This is a genomic window from Stenotrophomonas sp. GD03794 (assembly GCF_029842145.1).
GTDB classification, from domain to species: Bacteria; Pseudomonadota; Gammaproteobacteria; order Xanthomonadales; family Xanthomonadaceae; genus Stenotrophomonas; species Stenotrophomonas riyadhensis.
The window spans coordinates 18,528-34,992 of the sequence record NZ_JAOCFV010000014.1 but is presented as its reverse complement, the minus strand read 5'-3'; the positions used below and the strand labels follow the sequence as shown (position 1 = coordinate 34,992).

Sequence of the window (16,465 nt, the reverse complement as noted above, 5' to 3'; positions counted from 1 at the left end):
GGGCGCTTACAACTGAATCCGCGCCACGCTCTCGTCAGCGCCCTTGTCATCCTTCTCGCCGTTCTTGATGCTCACGAACAACACATTGTTCTTCGCATCCAGCGCCAGGCTGTTCGGGTGGGTCGGCACCGTGTAGGTGGCCACCTTCTGGTAGCTGTCACTGTTGTACGCCGTCACCGTGCCCGCTTCGCGGTTGGTCACGTACAGGCGCTTGCGCGGTGCATCCAGCAGGATGCCCAGCGGGCCAGCGTCGGTCGGGATGCTGGCCAGTTCCTTGCCAGTGCTGCGATCGAGCACCAGCACGCGCTGGCCCGGATGCTTGCTGACCAGGCCGCTGCTCTTGGCCTGGTAGCCACGCAGGAATTCCGAGCCCTGGTCGGTCACGAACAGGCGCTTGCTGGCCGGGTCCAGCGCGATGTTCATCGGCTGCTCGGCGGCGATCTTGTGCTGTGCCACTACCTTGTTCGAATCGGTGCCCACCACCACCAGGTCGGCCAGCAGGTTGCTGGTATAGACGCGCTTGTTGGCCGCATCCAACGCCAGGCCAGGTGCCTTCGCATTGCCCAAGCCGTCGATGGTGTTGATCACTTTCAGCGTGGTGGTATCGATCACGAACAGCACGCTGCTCACGTCCGGCTGGCTGCTGTGGCCGGTCACGTACAGGCGGTTGCCGGCGCTGTCGACCACCAGCTCGCGCAGGTCATGGGTGTAGGCGGCCTTGCCGTCCTTGCCGGTCTTCTTCTCCATCAGCTGGATGGTGCCGATGGCCTTGTTCTGCGCGGTGTCGACCACGGTCACCGACAGATCCACGGTGTTGCCCACGTACAGGCGGTTGTGGGCGTCGTCGAGCACCACGCCAAAGGCCTTGCGCTCCAGCGGGATACGGGTTTCCACGGCCAGCGTGGCCGGGTTCAGGCGCAGCACCTGGGCCGGGCCGGCGTCATCGCCGAAGCCACCGGACGAGGCCACAAACACGGCGTTCTGTTTCGGGCTGTAGGCCAGTTCGTACAGGCCCTTGGCCACGGCCTGGCGCTGCACGGCGGTAGTGGCACTGGCGGCGGGGGCGTTATCGGCGAACGCGGACGGCACGCCAAGGCTGAGCGAGACGGCAAGGGCCAGGGCGGCCGAGCGGAGAGCGGAATGACGGAACATGCGAGCATCCTTGAAAGGGCACGGGAGGGTGTCCTGGCTCGCTGGGCCGTACGGAGACGGCCGTTCCGGCGTGTGCGCACGGAAAGGCTGGCTGGGGTAGCGGGGGAATGGTAGCAGGTGGGGGGGCGTGGCGTGCGTCTGCGCACGCGTGGCAGGCGTTCGACGTGAGGGCATAGCCCTCCCCAGCCTCGTGCGTTGAAGTCGCGAATTGAGCAGAACGATTGCGGACGATTGGCGTTGCTCGCCTTCCACAACGGCGCTTCATCTCGCCTTTCACCGCTCAAGATCCTCCCGGCGCGGCCGCTAATGCCGTTCAAGCGTCCGTTCGAGAATCCGATGAGCACTGAATACAGCACACCGCCGTCCCAGTCCGCCACCGTCAACCCGATGCGGCTGCCCAATACCCTTCATCTCACCCTGGGGTTGTTCGCACTGGTGCTGGGCCTGGTGCTGCTGCTCGGTGTCAGCAACGCCGAACAGGCGCGCGCCATGGGCCTGGGCCTGGTAGGCCGCGCAGCCACCGGCCTGACGCTGTTGCTGCTGGGCGGCGTGCATGTGGGTGTGGCGATGCGCTACTTCCGCTTCACCGTCATGCCCGGCGAAGCGGGCAAGATCGCCGCGCCGGATGGCGTTTCGGTCAGCAATCATCTGGTGGGGCTGATCAACGACGGCATCACGGTGCGCCAGCGCCCGGATGATCCGCTGTTGTCCATGCTGTACGGCCTCGTTCCGCATCTGATCCATGCACCGTCGGCCATCCGCTGGCATGCTGAAGTGCAGCTGCGCCGCGCGGTCTACCTGGCCGCGGTGTTGATCAGTTTCACGCTGGCCTGGGTATTCGCCCAGCCCGCCGCATTTGCATGGATGGCAGGCCTCTACTTCGCACTTGCAGTGGTGCTGCTGAAGCCGTTCGCCACGCTGGAAGCCATCCGTCGCGGCGCGATGGAAGCCGCACCTGACGCCGTGCCGCCCCCGCGCTGGGGCGCCATGGTTGTCCTGCTGCTGCTCTCCATTGCTGGTCCGCTGGCGATTACGTTGTCGCCAGTGCAGGTGCCCGCTCCACCGTTCGCGGTCAGTACCGTGGTGCTACCAACGATTGCCGTGCTGGGCAGCGCGCTGATTGCCAGTGCGTTGTTCACCGTTTCGCTCATCGCACAGACCGGCAGCTACAGCGCCTCTGCCGCGCGCCACATCGTGCGTGAGGATCTGCAGATGCCCGATCTGACCGGTGGCCTGCTGGAGCGCCTGAAGACGCGCATGCCCTACCCCAGCGAGTACCACGCCGAGTATCACAACGTCAGCGACGACGCCTACGATGGCCACCTGCTGCTGGAAACCGAGCCGGTGGTACGCGCCGAGCGGAGCACGTCGCGGCTGGGTGATGCCTTTGCGGCCGCGTGGAACTCTGACACGCAGCGCCCACTGCTGGCGCTGGGCCTGTTCGGGCTGGTGCTGGGCCTGGCCGGCGTGGTGTTCGCCTTCGTCTACGCACGCAGCAGCGGCGCGGCAATGATGGGCCTGATCGCCCTGGGCCTCATTTCTTCGGCGCAGTTCGCGCTGGCGTCTGCCCACAAGCTGTGGAACCGCGTGGACTTCCAGTCGACCGTGTACCGCGTGAGCTATCGCGGCACCTTCCACCGCGCCAAGCGCGTGGCGGGCAACGCGTACGCCGGTAATGGCACGCTGGCCGAAGGCGCGGTGCGCTTCGGGCCGCTGCGCGTGGCCGTATGCGTGGCCGAGGTCACTTCAGTGGCGTTCGCACGTGGCGGCCGACGGCACGTGACCGCGCTGGACCTGCTGCCCAACGAATCGCAGGCATTGTTCGATGTGCTGCAGGACTACACCCGTGATGCACAGGAGCGCGCCGGGCAGTTCTATCAGCAGGAACATCAGGTGCGCGAGGCGATGAGCCACGGCGGACGGCCACCGGAATTGCCGCAGGCACAGCAGCCGGTCGTACCTGTTTGACGAGATGCCCCCAAGGTTTACCTCGGGGGCATTCTTCTTTGATGCGGTACTACGTTAAAGCCTGCGACTCCAAGAACTACCCGCTCACCTGCGCTTTTCAATGCCGCCGAGCTTCGAAAGCGTGTACCGCAGTGACCTTCTCCTGATGTCTTTGGCGCTAAGTGAAAAGTCTTTCGGCTTTCTAAAACATGTAGTGATCAAGCCGCGAAGTGAATGTTCAGTCGCACGGATCACCTATCCGGAGCCCGGGTCGTCAACACGTCTCCGACCATAGGCCCACATTCAATGACACCATCGTCCCCGCGCCGATATGTGATGCCGGCCTTGCAAGCACGCGGTGCCATGTCCCAAACCCATCCCTTGAGCTGACGACTGGCATTGCCAGGCGAATAGAGCGGCATGTTCATGCGCAACCCGTCATCCTCGCCTAGATTGAGCGTGCACATGACGGTGCCTTCGCCTTCACACTCTTCGTCGGGGTCTGGATCGCCGACATGAGTAATGGTCGCCAGAAGGGGGGCGACATGTATCAAAGCTCGTAGCGCATGTGGCAAATTCGTGAATGATGATGCTGCGCGGCCATCGCTAGGCTCTTCTACGAATGGGTCGTCCAGCGTAACGCGACGGAAATAGTGTTCACTTCGCCCCATCACGTCGCGACCGCCGATGGCGGTTGCCATGTCCTCCAACTCATTGGTACGCAGCAGGAAGGTCGTTTCATCTGCATGCATCGCCACCAGTTCATCATCATTGGCGTCACTGCCTAGCGAATAGCTGCGCAGGGTGACGTCCAGCGAAACGATGTCATCTCCCGCGGAGTTACCGGAGATTTCGTAGCAGCCGCTGTAAACACGTATCTCCGTTCGCTCGAACGTCTCGTGAAGAATACGCCAGAAGAGCAGACGGTACTGTCCGCTCGGCAATAGCGCCAGCAGCCGATGCCAGTCGATGTAAGAGGACAGATACAGACCAGCGAGTCCCGGGCCTGTTGCAATACCCTCGAACATGGACAGATGTCCGACCGGCAGCGCGTGGGCTACTGTCGTCGGCTTGCCGGCCTTCGGCTTGGGCGGATCAACGGCATCGCGAAGGCGGCGATGCATGTCGAGCCCATCGACCCTTGCGATCCGTAGCATCTGCATGGAAAGCAGCATCTGATCGACTTCGTAGACTTCGCCGGGGGCCAGTGCTTCGCACTCTTCTCTTGCGGTGCGAACCAACGCTGGTGAAATGAGCGATTCGAGCGCTTCCTGCTCACACAGGAGCTCGTTGAAGAAGTCATCGAGACTCCACGCCAGGTCACCCGTCCTTTTTGACACGGGATCGATGTAGACCACATCCTCGTCAGATTCCGTCAGCTTTCGGTAGTAAAGAAGTGTGCCGAAAGGCGTAAGCGCGATGGGAACGCGCCGTACGGTGTCGGGCGGCGAGACGATCCACCGATCGAGCACGGGTTGCCATGGCCGGGGATCGATCAGGGCAAGTTGAAGGTCGCCATAAAATCCGAGACCTTTTCGACGCCACAGTTCGAGAAGGCTGGCAGGAACAACACCCTCATAGGCAGAAACAAGCTCACGGGGAGCCGGCGAAACCTGTCGTGATGGAGGGTGCGCTTTTACGAAGCGATGTAGGGTAAGTCGGCGAAGAAAGACCACGCAAGCACCCCTAGAACGTTGGATCTGTGACGGCAAGCAGGCCCAGGTCGTTCATTTCCATTTCGACTTCGTTGGCGCGTTGGATGTGTTCCTTGTTCGACAGATCAAATGCCTGATCAATGGACACCACGATGGAGCCGCCTGGAGCGGGCAGCACGTCTGCGGCCAGAGGGAGCTGCTGTCGACTGACCGCCTGGCGTACGTACGCCATCCAGCCCACGCACTGCCGATGCGGGAAGGTAGCGTACTTGGTCTTATAGAACTGAAATTCACCATCCACCTTGTCGTAGATGTCAGCAAAGGCAAACGTGGTTCCCGGCTCTCCCTCAAGCAATGAAAGCAAGGTCTCTGCAACCAAACGGCTCGGGTTGGCGTGCAACTGATCTGGCCGATACAGGGAGACCGTCATGTACCCCATTGCCGGGATGTAGTCTATTTCGATCAGCCCTGGCCGCCGCTTGGTTCCGTTGTCGTTGACCACGGACGCACTGAATGACGTTGACCCCATTCGATCGGCGCGTTCCCGCAACCTCTCCACAACGGCGTCCTCATCCTCAAAGGGAATGAGCTTCTGCTTAGGTGTGTTCTCCCCGCAGAACCATTCGTTGTTACCAGGGATGCGCCGTAGCGTTGCCAACAGTTGACGGTAGGCGCCACGAAAGTCGGTCTCGACTCGCTGACCGATGTCGAAACGAAGGATCGCGAATATCATGCGTGGACAACCTGCTGAATGTATGGGGTGTGGACACAGACAACGGGTGGCGGAATGCTGGATGAGGCCCATCTATAGACCTCTATCTCCATGAAATGCCATTGCAGCTTTCCTTGCGGCGAAGCGGTGTTGATGACCGCAATCTGCCGACCAGCCTCCTCAATCATGCCCGGGAATACGAATCGACTTGGGAACCCCAGCTTGGGCGCCCCGTCGTCCCGGGAGAGGAATTGCGCGTAACGGCCCTTCGCATCCACCACGGTACATTGGGCCCTCCAGAAGCCATCGAAGTAGACGCCGCCATACAGCCATTCCAAGAGGTTCAATTGCTCGGCGTCTGGTTGAGATTCGCCCTTGAGTGCGGACCATGCTCGCCCGGCAAGGGATGTGTCGAAATCAGTGATCGGCAAGCCAGTGTTCTTGTCACAATAGCTGAACCTTTCGGGCCCAGCATTCATGTTGGCGATCTGTAACTGGTAGTCCCAATTGACCTTGTTCTCGCGGCGAACCGCTCGACGCGGCACGGCAGGCACCAACACACCTTGATCCAGCTTGCACTGATTGCATTCGGTTGAGCTGCTTTGGTTTGTGCAATCCCCCTCCTTTGCTTGCTCAATTGGTATGACACCAATGGCACGCCGCAACCGCTCCAACGACGCAGAACGCCGAATGACTTCGCCGATAGCTCGCCCTCCAATTGGCAGCGCACTGGCCATCGTCAGTTTCTCCAATTTGTCTGTGCACGGAAGATCGACAACAGATCCTCCGCTGTTAGATTGGGGTTGGCAGCAACCTTCATCTTCAGGACCACGGCGGGTTCTCGCCGCAACAATCCATTGTGGGTCGTGTCTGCTCGCACCCACCGCACCAGAGTCGGCACGCGAGTAATATGCAATTCGTAGGTCGCAAAGTCATACGACTCGCGCACCGCACTCGACAACTGCTGATCCGACGTATGGCGGATATCTTCAGGCATGTCGCGTCGGAGTTCCGCAGCAATGCGTCCGGTAAACGATTCAGGCTCTGGCAAGCGCAGCAGGGCTTCCTGCTCTGCGGTCAGCTCAATAGGCATTCTTCAGTATTCCTTTGGCGGTGCACCATTCGGAAAATGGCGCCATGAGACCCTGGAGCTGTTCGCGGGTCAGAACGCACTGCAAGCGCGTGAACACCCTGGGATCCCAAAAGCGAAATAGCGCACGCGAGCCATCGGATAGATGCAAGTCCAGGAACGACTGAAGGTGCGCGAAGACTGTTTCAAAATCACAGTTGCTCTTCAGATGGCTAACACACGGCACACAATCCCCAGTCCCCTCCAGGGCGTTAAGCCACCCATCCAGTGTTGTTACTCCGTCCAGCTTGACCAGCCATGGGCCTACATCAGCGTGCTTGGCCTCCGGTTGGCCATGGAACAAGGAACGGTGCAGGAGATCCTGGGCATAGAAGCGCAACGTGCGAGCGGCATCTGGCCTAACGGCACAGTCAACGATGAGATAGGTATACATGGTTATTGCTCCAGATATGCCGCGGCGCTCTTTCCAACCTGACAATGCACTGCCTGACCGTCGACAATCAGCGTGCCATCACCCGTGACTCTGGGGAAAACACCCTTGTGCAGCGGGCACACGGCTTTATCACCTATTCGGGCGACTTGCATTCCATCAATGTCTGTATCGGGTGATCCCGTGATGACCGTTCCGCCACCAGTGTTCCTGTGACCTAAAGCGATGAACATTCTTGCTAGTCAACTCTGCATGACTGTCAATGACTTCAGCATTGTGGTCTCGCTGCGCATTGGATTTCACGCTATCACATGATGCGTCTAGCGCCCTGTAGTGAAAGATGAACTGCGATCTCCAACCCAAGACTGGAAACGTTGGACTGGATCTATCGCGGAGAATTCAAACCATGTCGCAATCGACCCGTTTTCCATTTCGGCGCTGCAGCGGGGCTGTCGTGGTCGGAATTACAGGGCTTTGTTGGCTGTTCCTCGTCAGATGCTTTGGGGCAGCAACTCAACGACACCCGGCACCATCTCACAGCAGAGCATTCGGGCAATGCACAGCGTGAAACAATGCCGTAAGCGTCACCACTCGGGAACGTGCAGATCGTCCCCATCGCCATCCCCAGTCGCCTGCGCGATCTCGACCGCGCCGCGCTTGCGGCGGTGGGGCAATGGCGGTTCGCCTCCCCTCAGGTGGCCACGCCATGCCGATCGGGGGCCGCGTGAGCCTGGTCTTTGCCCGCAGCTCGCCCCGTTCCAGTCCGTGAGATACCGCCACGCCCCCCTTGCCCCGAGGAGGATAACCATGGCCAAGATCGACGCCGAGTGGCTGGAGGACTTTGACGAGGCCCTTCTGGGCCTATTTGCCGTCGGCCACAGCGATGCAGGCATGGATGAGTACCTGCTCAACTGCTACGCGAATCTGCAACCGCGTGAGGCGGCGATGGCCTTTGGCAACGACTACGATCTGCCCCGCACGCCGTTCCTGTGGCCGATGCCTGCACTGGCGCTGCAGAGCTAAGCCGCGTCCCAATCGGCACGTTTCGCGTTTCGGTGCTGTGGCGGGGCTGTCGTCGCTGGGGTTCCGAGACATCAATGGGATCGGCCCAGAACTCTCCTACATTCGCCTTGGGGATGACGCGGAATAGCTGGGTCAGGACCTGCGCAGCTTTGCCTCGGCAAGCCTTGTCGCCATGTAGTCCGAATCTGCCTCGACGACAGGATTAACGCCCGTCGAGTTGCTGCCCTTTCGTACATCAAAGATAACCTGATACTTGCCCATCACGCCCCACCGCTTGGGTTTGGTTCGGTCATCCAACACTCGTTGCGGGCCGCAATAATGGCAGCCTACTTCTTGTATTTGTCCACAAATCCCTGCATCTGCTCACGCCTCTCGGGCGTCAGATCCTTGTTCTCATTCAGTTGCTTCTCTACCGCTTTGGCCATGACGCCAGGCCCTTCGGTCACCACATACCGCCCGGCATTCCACAACAGATCGCCCGCAAACGATGCACAGGCTTTCGTGGTCTCGCCTGCGCCAGATGCGTCGCTGATCTTGCGCCACGCTTTTCCCAGCTCTTTGTAACCCCAGTCCATGATCCCCACCTGAAGTGTTCAAGTATCACGCTACCCCTGGCTAACCCGCGCCCGTAGCTGCTTGGTGGCTTACGCCATGGGTAGCACGACGTCATTGGGTGTAAGGCGAAAACGCAGCAGCTCTATTCCAAGCTCTTCCAGCGCTTCCTCAATACCAGCCGGCAATACTCCTTCTTCCGGCAGGACGAGCACACGGCGACCGGCTCGCACGCCGTGCACCATCAACTGCCCGATTCCAGCATAGACACTCGACCGATCGGTCGAAGTTTTTACCTCAAAGACGTCCTCAAGTTGATCGCCCTTGGCGACACCCAGGTCGATCAGCACGTTCTTCACCAGCCGTCGCCCTCGCTTGAGGCCCGCTTCCTGAAGCCACGTGCTCAGTGCATCGACCACCTCGCCGTGCCGCGATATGTAATCCAGCACGCGGCCGCGATGGCCGGAACGGGGACCCGTGGGCTCGGCGTAGTACTCCCGCAATTGCGCCAATCGGCGCTGGAACTCGGGTGAGTCCACTTCGCCTTCGCGTACAGCATCCTTGAACGCTGCAACTATGCTTACGTAGCGCAGCAACGTGCGCGCAGCACCCTTACCCTCCACCGGCCCCATCAGCACGCCCTCACGATAGGCGCCCTCCGAGTCCATCACTTGGCGCAGGGGTTCGTTGCTCCAGGCAAGAAATGCTTCTTTGCCCACACCTGTCCGGCCACCGCCGATCCGCGCAGAGTGAAAGAGGTAGATCCGGCCAGTGTCCGAATCGCGGGCGAAGAATCCGCCTACTCGGTCATTGCGGCCTTCTTCTACGACATTGACCTCGACGGTGATGCTGACACCATCATTGTCAGAATAGAGACCAAACCAGTTCAACCGGCGCGGGGTCGTGGTGGAGCCCGCCTTCAGCGCGCCGGGCCAATACCAGTACTTGCCGAAGGTCTTGATCGTTTCGCCCGGGCGTCGACCACCGGGATAACCGATATCACGAACCACGTTACCGTCACATTGTTGTTCCAGCGTCAGTTCAAGCAATTCCTGGGCGCGCGCGATCTCTGCACGCCGTTCAAGCATGATGAACATCAACATCCCCTGTCATTTAACGGTTTCCTTCAGGCCATCTGTCAGCGCCAGCGTCCTGGGAAGATCATAGCAGTGACGCCTTCACGGCAACTCAGGCGAACTGACCCCGCAAGAGGAACATTGAATCTCTCAGCGCCGCCCATTCTCAATCTAAAGATTAGTGAGGTCGTGCCGATAGGTCATGCCTCCAGACTGCCCCACAGCCAATAGCACGGCCATCAGCCGGTAGAGATTCGCCCTCTTTTGACACCAGGGAATTCGCTTGGGACCCGTGTTCTCGGGCGAATTCCGCAGGGGTTTTCCATGCCAGTGCACTGTGGGGCGCTCCTCTTCATCGCCTGAATCCTCGTGATCCGAGGGGGCCCATGCGGGACGAAGTCTCCAATTTACGCTGGCCCGGTTCTTCGGGGGTGGGTCACGATCAGGAACTGCGCTGATCAGACCTAGGCGAAGGCTGTGCCTGCAAAAAGCGGCATGCCTGTACGTTGATCTCAACGAAGGCATCCCAAGACACTGTTGCCGCATAGTGCCTCTGGAATTGAAGATCGACCCGACAAATGTCGGGCCGATCTTCGTATATGCCACAGCGCCGCTGCTCTTCGCAGTAGTGGCGGCATACCCCATCCCCTCGGTCCAAGTAGCGCGTCTGTTCAGCCACATGGACCTGCTGGCAACAAAGTCCGCAGCCGCTGCACGGAAACGGCGCGTTCACGCCCTGGCCAGTCCAGAAAGCCACGCGCGCGTGCCAGATACGTTGCCAACCTCGTATGGCAATTCAATGCCACGTCGCTCGATCTCAATCGCCAGCACCAACGAGCGCTCAAACTCGGCATTGCAGGCCGTCAGGTCCTGTGCAAACTCAACCATCGCGCACGGATCAACATTCAGTTCAATGGCTGCCAGTTCCATCAGGTAGGTATCAAGTCGCCGATTGATCTCAATGAAGTCCGCCAGGGTCTGGACATGTGCGCTGCGCGCCATGAAGTCCCAGATCTTGGCAGCCAAAGGGCTATGCAGAAGTGACCAGGTCAAGCCCAACGTCACCACGCCACTCACCAGCGCGGCCAGGAACGAAACCAGCGGTCCGCCGATGACTGGGGTCGCAGAAAGCGCTGCCAGCTGGCTCAGAACCAGTGAGGCCGCTATCGCTCCTGCGCCCACAGTGAGTGCTTCTAGTGCTGCCCGCTTCTGATCGATGTCGTTCAACCTGCCAGGATTGAGGCACATGATCTTGATCGACTTCACCAACGATCCCCACATTTCGCGGACGATCTTGGCGGTATTCTTGGCCGACCTTGCGAAGATGTTGAAGACCGTCGTAGTTATGCTGGCCGCAACGCCGCCAAGGAAGGAATCTCCAAATTCTGCAAGCAAGTCGCGGAATCGGCGCTGGACTCTGCGCCAGATGCCACTGAGCAGCGCACTGACCCTATGAAGAAATCGCTCAAACGTGAAGCGCCTCTTCAAGCCTTTCAGGGCTGACGGAAGTTTGGCTCGCAACTCAAACCAAACCTCACTTGCAATCAACCCCAGGACCTGGCGCAACCCCATACGCAACCCGACGTTCGCGGACGCATACGCAGTATTCTTAAGGAACTTGCTACCGGTGTAGTAAGCGACATTGACCTCCCGCTCATAGGCATCGCGCGCTTCAGCATCACGCTGACGCATTCCCTCCTGGTCAATGTCCTTCAGCGTGTCATTGCGCTTCTCAACCTTGGCAATACCAGCCTCCAGGGTTCTTGCGTGGTGCTGCTGTTCCGGGGTGTCGCGCGGCAACGCATCCAGCTCCCGCTTCCACGCCGCGATCTTCCGCTCATTCTCCTTGATAGTTCTGGAGACGTCGGCCAGATACGCATCGATCGGCTTGGCGCCTTTGGATGAGTTGATGGTCTGGTGCGTTGACTGCAGGTTGCTGGATCGGTTGGCAAGCTCTACGCCATCCAGCTCCGCCAGCACGCGCCCGGGATCGTTATGAACCTCCTTGGCCGCGATGACATGATCCAAGGCACGCTTGTCCTCCGCGCCCATGGTCTTCCCACGATAGGGGTCACTGAGCGTGCCTGTCTGGTGACTCGCTTTGTCGGCCCTGCCCTGTTCCCTATAGTTCGCATGGGTGTGATAAGCCGTGGCGTCGTACTTCTCCTGGTCTTCATACCGCCGTCTCTCGGTATTGGCGGCACCGCTGTCACCATCCGCCACGTAGTGCCCCTGGCGAACATTGTGGATGGTATCCACATCCCCACCCTGTTTATCCTGCAGCAACAGGAAGTCGAGGCCAAAGCTGGTTGCCAGGCTGTTCACGACGGTCTTCTCCAACTGGGGCATCCAGTCGAAATCGTGATCTGCATACGATGAGGTCATGGGATAGTCCAAATTGGGAGATCTGATGAAGGTGGCGGATGACACGCACCCGCCACTGAATACTTACTGGGCGTTGAACCGCATTGCGCTGTTGCGACCTTCAGCCAATGCCGCGTCAATGCCGTCCTTGTTGAGGATCATCGATCCATCTGCGTCAGTCTCCATCTGCGGCACGCCATCGGTGCTTACCACCACATCGCCATCCTTCATCTTGACCTTGAACAGCGGGGTAGAAATGATGTCGGTGAGGATCGCCGCCAACGCGTAGCCATTCCCGATGGCCAGCATGATTTCGTCCTCGAACTTCGAAAGCTCTTCATCGACGTTTCGATCCAGACGGCTCAGACCGCTGACGAGACTGTCCATGCCCTCCAGGGTATCGAGGTAGCGCTCGAAGCTGACACGGATCTCTTCCAGCGCGGCCTTGACCTTGCGCGCGGACAGCGCGGTGCTCGCAAGAGAAACGCCTGCCTTTTCCATCTTGGAAACAGCCTTGTCGACCTCAATGCTGGACTGTTTGGCATTCTTCAGCGCCTTGTCGCCGTGACTGTCGTAGGCCCAACCCGCAATCGCAAAGATGGGGGCGGCCACTGCAGCCCCCAGGATGGCCGTCCCGCCTGCGATACCCAGCCCACCAGCAGCCAGCGAGCCCCCACCGATAGCCGCCAGCGTCGCGTTCGTCGCCGCAACACCCGCCAGGCTGGAGATTGCAGTACCCGTGGATGCCGCAGCAAACGTCATCACGCCGCCATACACGGCGAAGCCAGCGGCGACACCACCAGCACCCGCGCCGGCAATACTCCCCAGCACACCCACCGCGGAGTACGCATAGGCTTCGATCTTCTGCAACGTGTGGCGCGGCAGCTTGACCTCGAGCTTCAGATCACGACTCTGGTTGAGCTGCTGCAGCAATGCTGCCGACAGCAATGAGAAACGCTCGAAGTCCTTTCCGATACTCAGTTCCAATTGTCCGAGCGCATCGAGTGAGTCAAGTGCCTTAGCCTCGTGGCGATCGAACTGCTCACGGCGAACCTGGTAACGCGAGCGCGCGGCGTCGGCGATATCGTCTGATTCACTGTGCTTCTTATAGCCGTCGTAAGCCTTCTTGGCGCCAACCGAGAGGGCCGCCGCAGCGCCGAGACCGATGATGATAGGGAGGGGCATGTCCGTGTTTCCTGGCAGTGGTGGTGGTTTCGGGTATGAACAGCGTTGGGGGTGTGAATCAGGCGTCGGTCAGCAAGTAGGCCGCAGCAGCGCTTTGCACGCGGGTGGCGATGCTCCGACGGAGGGAGTCCGGCTCGATTACACGGATGCGCTCGGCCTGGGCCAGAATCCAAGTGATCATCTCTTGGTCATCAGGCACCTGGACCCGCAGCCTTTGCCAGTCTCTTCCTTCGATGGCTTGCAGCTGCTGCCCGGTGGCAAGTGGCGTTTCGGCCAGGGCCCAGGCTAGATGCGGATGCACTTCGGCATGCAGCTCTGTGGTTCCGATGCTGTTGCGGGGACTGAACGCGGCCGACTGTAGATAGCTCGGCATATCGAAGCCACGATCGTCGGCCTCCTCCTCCTGTACAGAGATGTCCAGGATGCGATGCAAGGCATAGTGGCGAAAATCATCAAAGTCGCCGACGCGGGCAATCAGATAAGTCGTCGCTCCGCGCGATGCCAGTCCCGCGGGATGAAGCAACAGTTCTACCGGCGTCTCCTTTGCGCGGCTGAGATACCGAACCTGAAGTACGCGACCGGCGAGTAGACCGGTAGCAACGCGGTCCCAGATCTCCGGCACAACCGAAGCGGGTAGAAGCGGCTTCACGGGAGGGACTACCCGAACACGCCGAGACCACTGCGAAAGGCCGTTGTGGTCCATCGCCTGCAGCAAAGCACGGGACTCGTTGAAATGCGGATCCAGCAGATCGAGAACGGTAGGCGGTAGGATATGGCGAAGGTGCTCCTCCGCCATGGTCATCGCCAACGCCGCCGCCGGACTGATGGAGGGGACCGTCGTCTGGGCGTCTACAGCAAATGACCATCGATATGGACGCAAGCGACGCACAGTCTCGTCACTGTCTTCTGAGCTGCATACCAGCTGGAAGAGCGTGCTCAGTTTTCCCGAGAGATCGCGCTGCAACGAGCGCAAGTTAATATCAAACCCCTCCGCCCACAGCGCATCACGCAGTTCAACTGTGGAGATGCTGCGCGGATAGCGCGGGATCAGGCGCAACAGGACAAGATTCCTGGCGAGTGGGTCCTTGTTTGAGCGTTGACTCATGGTTCCTTGCTGGGCCCGACCTAAGTCGTCGCCCCCCTCAAAGTGTGGGAACAGACTGCGGGGAGCACGCGACAATCCGTGTCGCCTCATACTGATCAGTACGACTGAGATTCAAATGATCGGTGTTGAGCGCGTGGCGCGTGCTTGGGTACAGGCGTCGTTGCCCGTTACCGCGCAGCCGTGGGCAAGGCCATCGGCTTGGTGCACCGAAGTTGAGGCGGCTCAAAAACCATGGAAAGATTGGCGGCGCAAGGCGCGCCTGGGCCGTGCGACAGTATCCCTGCCGCCACGAGAGAATTCCCTTTCATCTTCAGCCCCCCTGTGGGCCAATCCATTTTTGCAGAGTCTACGACATTGGAACGACAGGATGGCCCTGATTTCCATAGGAATTTATGCAACTCATGGAGACCAGAAACAAGCCTAAAGATCCTCTGCGCGGCGCCGCTAAATTCCTAATGGAAATTGCGCTGACAATCTGAAGCCGAGATCCGGGCATTTACGACAGCTCTCTACATCCGGGCGCCTTCGACGACTCGTTAAGAATTTCGCGGCAATCTGCGTTCGGCACCGCACTCGCTGGTACTTCTGCTGTCGATCCACCTCATCGGCAATGGCCAGGGCGACTTCGCTGATAAGGCACACGCAATGTCTGTGGCTGCGGACCACTGAAACGCCAGCATGGATGAGTACCTGCTGGGCTGCAACGCAGACCTGCCGCCGCGCGAGGCGGCATTGGCGTTCGGCAGCGACTACGATCTGGAGCGCGACGATGCGCTGTGGCCACGGCCGGGCGTGCCGATGTGAACCGTGCAGCCGCTATGCTGGCAGCGCACCGGAATGGAAACCACGTATGCCCCGTTTGAACACCGCCCTGGCACTGAACCTCATTCTAATGCTGCTGGGCTCCTCACCTGCCATGGCCACGGCGGCAGACCCGCAGGTTTCCACTGAAGTGTTCGTAGAGGCCGGTGACAACCCCACCTTCAAGCTGCAGCAGGCGCCCGCCCTTGTGTATTCAACGACCCTCGCCACGCCGCCCGATACCTTCCTGCAGGCTCCCATGGCGGTGCTGCTGGTTGCCCAATTGGATGAGCTGGGCCACGTTTCCAACGTGATGGTGGCGCGGTCCAGCGGACTGCGGGAGCTTGATCGTGCGGCCCTTACCGCAGTGGACCAGTGGCGCTTTGATCCGGTCGTGGTTGAGGGTGTCGCGCGGTATGCGCGGGTACGGGTCCGCCTGACCTTCGCGCCCACGGCCGAGGCGCCGCCCGGCTGAACCGCTGGCCCAATCTGTCGCGATTGACCCTGGGCCATCGCGCTGGCTGCGGGTGCTCATGCGCTTGGGGCCAATAGCGCCAAGCTCTTCAAGAGCGTTGCGGCGCAATCGCTTGCCGGCTTAACACCGTGTGCGACAATGCCGAAAGCGTCAGGACTGACAATCGTCGGTTCTGCAGTTTCTTGGCATTTGGCAGCTGCGCGGGTATCTCTTGGCGTGCCACCGGAAAAGGGTGGCGCGGGACTCGAAAACCCGTGTTTATGCCAGCTGTATACGCTTGTCAGTCGGCGTCACCTTGGGGTGACGCCGGCTGGCAATCCGTTCGCGTTCCATGGCGGGCGGTGCGTGGGGGCCTTCGGGCCCGCCGGTCTGGCATTTACCGGTTTTCGAGCCCGCACCGTCCGCCACCTTTATTGGTGGCGCTGCTATCTGTCCTGTACGGAGCATTGCCATGAACACATCGGACTTCCGTTCCCTGCACGCGCAGTACGATCCGGACAACCCCGACGCCGAGCGCGAACCGTCCCCCGATCCCAAGACCTTCGTCGCCACACTGCGCCGCATTGGCAGCGGTGTGGCTGCAGACGGCCAGCCTTGGCCGGAACGGCATCAACTGCCTGGGCGCTGCCTTCAGCTGGCGGATGCGGACTGTGCACTGGCCGGTCTGCGCGTGGTGGCGGAGCTGATGCTGGCTGCGGAGCGCACGCGGCAGAATGGTGCACCCGAGGAGTACGTGGGGGATCGTGTGATGGAAGGGTTGAAGATGGCGTGTGTGGCGTTGACTGCGCAGGTGGCTGAGCGGTTGCAGGTGCGGGAGTAGCGCAGTTGGGCCTGGTTATCTGTCGCCTGGCTACTGTTCACCCACTCGCTATCGGCGGACCGTTCGCCTTCTGGTCCA

General features: G+C 60.3%; 18 protein-coding genes. 6 read left to right on the top strand and 12 right to left on the bottom strand.

Annotation, left to right across the window (positions count from 1 at the left end; all coding sequences use genetic code 11):
- Nucleotides 1-6: 6 nt before the first annotated feature.
- The gene (locus tag N5D91_RS09955; RefSeq protein WP_180854860.1) at nt 7-1,152 is read right to left on the bottom strand and encodes a YncE family protein; all 1,146 of its coding nucleotides are present in this window, start codon (nt 1,150-1,152) and stop codon (nt 7-9) included.
- 336 nt (nt 1,153-1,488) lie between these two features.
- On the opposite strand from N5D91_RS09955, the gene N5D91_RS09950 reads away from it, so the two are divergent.
- Nucleotides 1,489-3,120, top strand: a complete 1,632-nt coding sequence (locus N5D91_RS09950) for a hypothetical protein (RefSeq protein WP_180854861.1) — start codon at nt 1,489-1,491, stop codon at nt 3,118-3,120.
- A gap of 230 nt (nt 3,121-3,350) precedes the next feature.
- Here the strand turns inward: N5D91_RS09950 and N5D91_RS09945 are convergent, their stop codons facing one another.
- Genes N5D91_RS09945 through N5D91_RS09920 form a run of 6 tightly spaced genes read right to left on the bottom strand, consistent with a single transcriptional unit; the run spans nt 3,351 to nt 7,219 of the window.
- Nucleotides 3,351-4,775, bottom strand: coding sequence for a GAD-like domain-containing protein (locus tag N5D91_RS09945; RefSeq protein WP_180854862.1), 1,425 nt, complete (start codon nt 4,773-4,775; stop codon nt 3,351-3,353).
- Between the two features lie 10 nt (nt 4,776-4,785).
- Nucleotides 4,786-5,487 carry an Imm52 family immunity protein gene (locus N5D91_RS09940; protein ID WP_180854863.1) on the bottom strand — a complete coding sequence of 234 codons (702 nt, stop codon included), beginning with the start codon at nt 5,485-5,487 and terminating at the stop codon, nt 4,786-4,788.
- A complete protein-coding gene (locus tag N5D91_RS09935) occupies nt 5,484-6,203 on the bottom strand; it encodes a Tox-REase-5 domain-containing protein (protein ID WP_180854864.1) in 720 nt (239 codons plus the stop codon). The genes N5D91_RS09940 and N5D91_RS09935 overlap by 4 nt, the downstream gene beginning before the upstream one ends.
- Before the next feature lie 2 nt (nt 6,204-6,205).
- Nucleotides 6,206-6,559, bottom strand: coding sequence for a hypothetical protein (locus N5D91_RS09930; RefSeq protein WP_258011581.1), 354 nt, complete (start codon nt 6,557-6,559; stop codon nt 6,206-6,208).
- On the bottom strand, nt 6,549-6,989 hold the full coding sequence (locus N5D91_RS09925) for a DUF4123 domain-containing protein (RefSeq protein WP_180854865.1): 441 nt from the start codon (nt 6,987-6,989) through the stop codon (nt 6,549-6,551). Before N5D91_RS09925 ends, N5D91_RS09930 begins: the two co-directional genes overlap by 11 nt.
- A gap of 2 nt (nt 6,990-6,991) precedes the next feature.
- Nucleotides 6,992-7,219 (bottom strand): PAAR domain-containing protein, encoded by a 228-nt coding sequence (locus N5D91_RS09920; RefSeq protein ID WP_180854866.1) that lies wholly within the window; start codon nt 7,217-7,219, stop codon nt 6,992-6,994.
- Between the two features lie 366 nt (nt 7,220-7,585).
- On the opposite strand from N5D91_RS09920, the gene N5D91_RS09915 reads away from it, so the two are divergent.
- On the top strand, nt 7,586-7,714 hold the full coding sequence (locus tag N5D91_RS09915) for a hypothetical protein (protein ID WP_180854867.1): 129 nt from the start codon (nt 7,586-7,588) through the stop codon (nt 7,712-7,714).
- 79 nt (nt 7,715-7,793) lie between these two features.
- Nucleotides 7,794-8,009, top strand: coding sequence for a hypothetical protein (locus tag N5D91_RS09910; RefSeq protein ID WP_180854868.1), 216 nt, complete (start codon nt 7,794-7,796; stop codon nt 8,007-8,009).
- 326 nt (nt 8,010-8,335) lie between these two features.
- Here the strand turns inward: N5D91_RS09910 and N5D91_RS09905 are convergent, their stop codons facing one another.
- The 5 genes from N5D91_RS09905 to N5D91_RS09885 form a co-directional block, all read right to left on the bottom strand.
- Complete coding sequence (locus N5D91_RS09905) at nt 8,336-8,584, bottom strand: hypothetical protein (RefSeq protein ID WP_180854869.1); 249 nt, start codon at nt 8,582-8,584, stop codon at nt 8,336-8,338.
- A gap of 69 nt (nt 8,585-8,653) precedes the next feature.
- Nucleotides 8,654-9,664, bottom strand: a complete 1,011-nt coding sequence (locus N5D91_RS09900; protein WP_219635115.1) for a hypothetical protein — start codon at nt 9,662-9,664, stop codon at nt 8,654-8,656.
- 702 nt (nt 9,665-10,366) lie between these two features.
- The gene (locus N5D91_RS09895; RefSeq protein WP_219635120.1) at nt 10,367-12,022 is read right to left on the bottom strand and encodes a hypothetical protein; all 1,656 of its coding nucleotides are present in this window, start codon (nt 12,020-12,022) and stop codon (nt 10,367-10,369) included.
- A 63-nt stretch (nt 12,023-12,085) separates the two neighbouring features.
- Nucleotides 12,086-13,186: a chemotaxis protein gene (locus N5D91_RS09890; protein ID WP_180854870.1), complete on the bottom strand. Its 1,101-nt coding sequence runs from the start codon at nt 13,184-13,186 to the stop codon at nt 12,086-12,088.
- A gap of 58 nt (nt 13,187-13,244) precedes the next feature.
- A complete protein-coding gene (locus N5D91_RS09885) occupies nt 13,245-14,291 on the bottom strand; it encodes a WYL domain-containing protein (protein WP_180854871.1) in 1,047 nt (348 codons plus the stop codon).
- A gap of 678 nt (nt 14,292-14,969) precedes the next feature.
- Between N5D91_RS09885 and N5D91_RS09880 the strand changes: the two genes are divergently transcribed.
- The 3 genes from N5D91_RS09880 to N5D91_RS09870 all read left to right on the top strand — a co-directional run bounded on the left by N5D91_RS09880 (nt 14,970) and on the right by N5D91_RS09870 (nt 16,387).
- Nucleotides 14,970-15,095 carry a hypothetical protein gene (locus N5D91_RS09880; RefSeq protein ID WP_258011582.1) on the top strand — a complete coding sequence of 42 codons (126 nt, stop codon included), beginning with the start codon at nt 14,970-14,972 and terminating at the stop codon, nt 15,093-15,095.
- A gap of 46 nt (nt 15,096-15,141) precedes the next feature.
- Nucleotides 15,142-15,567 (top strand): energy transducer TonB, encoded by a 426-nt coding sequence (locus N5D91_RS09875; protein WP_180854872.1) that lies wholly within the window; start codon nt 15,142-15,144, stop codon nt 15,565-15,567.
- Between the two features lie 451 nt (nt 15,568-16,018).
- Complete coding sequence (locus N5D91_RS09870; protein ID WP_180854873.1) at nt 16,019-16,387, top strand: hypothetical protein; 369 nt, start codon at nt 16,019-16,021, stop codon at nt 16,385-16,387.
- Nucleotides 16,388-16,465: the final 78 nt, after the last annotated feature.

What these genes read in the sequence shown, in the direction of transcription:
- N5D91_RS09955 (WP_180854860.1), bottom strand. Translation starts at nt 1,152, where the DNA reads ATGTTCCGTCATTCCGCTCTCCGCTCGGCCGCCCTGGCCCTTGCCGTC.
- N5D91_RS09950 (WP_180854861.1), top strand. Translation starts at nt 1,489, where the DNA reads ATGAGCACTGAATACAGCACACCGCCGTCCCAGTCCGCCACCGTCAAC.
- N5D91_RS09940 (WP_180854863.1), bottom strand. Translation starts at nt 5,487, where the DNA reads ATGATATTCGCGATCCTTCGTTTCGACATCGGTCAGCGAGTCGAGACC.
- N5D91_RS09935 (WP_180854864.1), bottom strand. Translation starts at nt 6,203, where the DNA reads ATGGCCAGTGCGCTGCCAATTGGAGGGCGAGCTATCGGCGAAGTCATT.
- N5D91_RS09930 (WP_258011581.1), bottom strand. Translation starts at nt 6,559, where the DNA reads ATGCCTATTGAGCTGACCGCAGAGCAGGAAGCCCTGCTGCGCTTGCCA.
- N5D91_RS09925 (WP_180854865.1), bottom strand. Translation starts at nt 6,989, where the DNA reads ATGTATACCTATCTCATCGTTGACTGTGCCGTTAGGCCAGATGCCGCT.
- N5D91_RS09920 (WP_180854866.1), bottom strand. Translation starts at nt 7,219, where the DNA reads ATGTTCATCGCTTTAGGTCACAGGAACACTGGTGGCGGAACGGTCATC.
- N5D91_RS09910 (WP_180854868.1), top strand. Translation starts at nt 7,794, where the DNA reads ATGGCCAAGATCGACGCCGAGTGGCTGGAGGACTTTGACGAGGCCCTT.
- N5D91_RS09905 (WP_180854869.1), bottom strand. Translation starts at nt 8,584, where the DNA reads ATGGACTGGGGTTACAAAGAGCTGGGAAAAGCGTGGCGCAAGATCAGC.
- N5D91_RS09900 (WP_219635115.1), bottom strand. Translation starts at nt 9,664, where the DNA reads ATGTTGATGTTCATCATGCTTGAACGGCGTGCAGAGATCGCGCGCGCC.
- N5D91_RS09895 (WP_219635120.1), bottom strand. Translation starts at nt 12,022, where the DNA reads ATGACCTCATCGTATGCAGATCACGATTTCGACTGGATGCCCCAGTTG.
- N5D91_RS09890 (WP_180854870.1), bottom strand. Translation starts at nt 13,186, where the DNA reads ATGCCCCTCCCTATCATCATCGGTCTCGGCGCTGCGGCGGCCCTCTCG.
- N5D91_RS09885 (WP_180854871.1), bottom strand. Translation starts at nt 14,291, where the DNA reads ATGAGTCAACGCTCAAACAAGGACCCACTCGCCAGGAATCTTGTCCTG.
- N5D91_RS09880 (WP_258011582.1), top strand. Translation starts at nt 14,970, where the DNA reads ATGGATGAGTACCTGCTGGGCTGCAACGCAGACCTGCCGCCGCGCGAG.
- N5D91_RS09875 (WP_180854872.1), top strand. Translation starts at nt 15,142, where the DNA reads ATGCCCCGTTTGAACACCGCCCTGGCACTGAACCTCATTCTAATGCTG.
- N5D91_RS09870 (WP_180854873.1), top strand. Translation starts at nt 16,019, where the DNA reads ATGAACACATCGGACTTCCGTTCCCTGCACGCGCAGTACGATCCGGAC.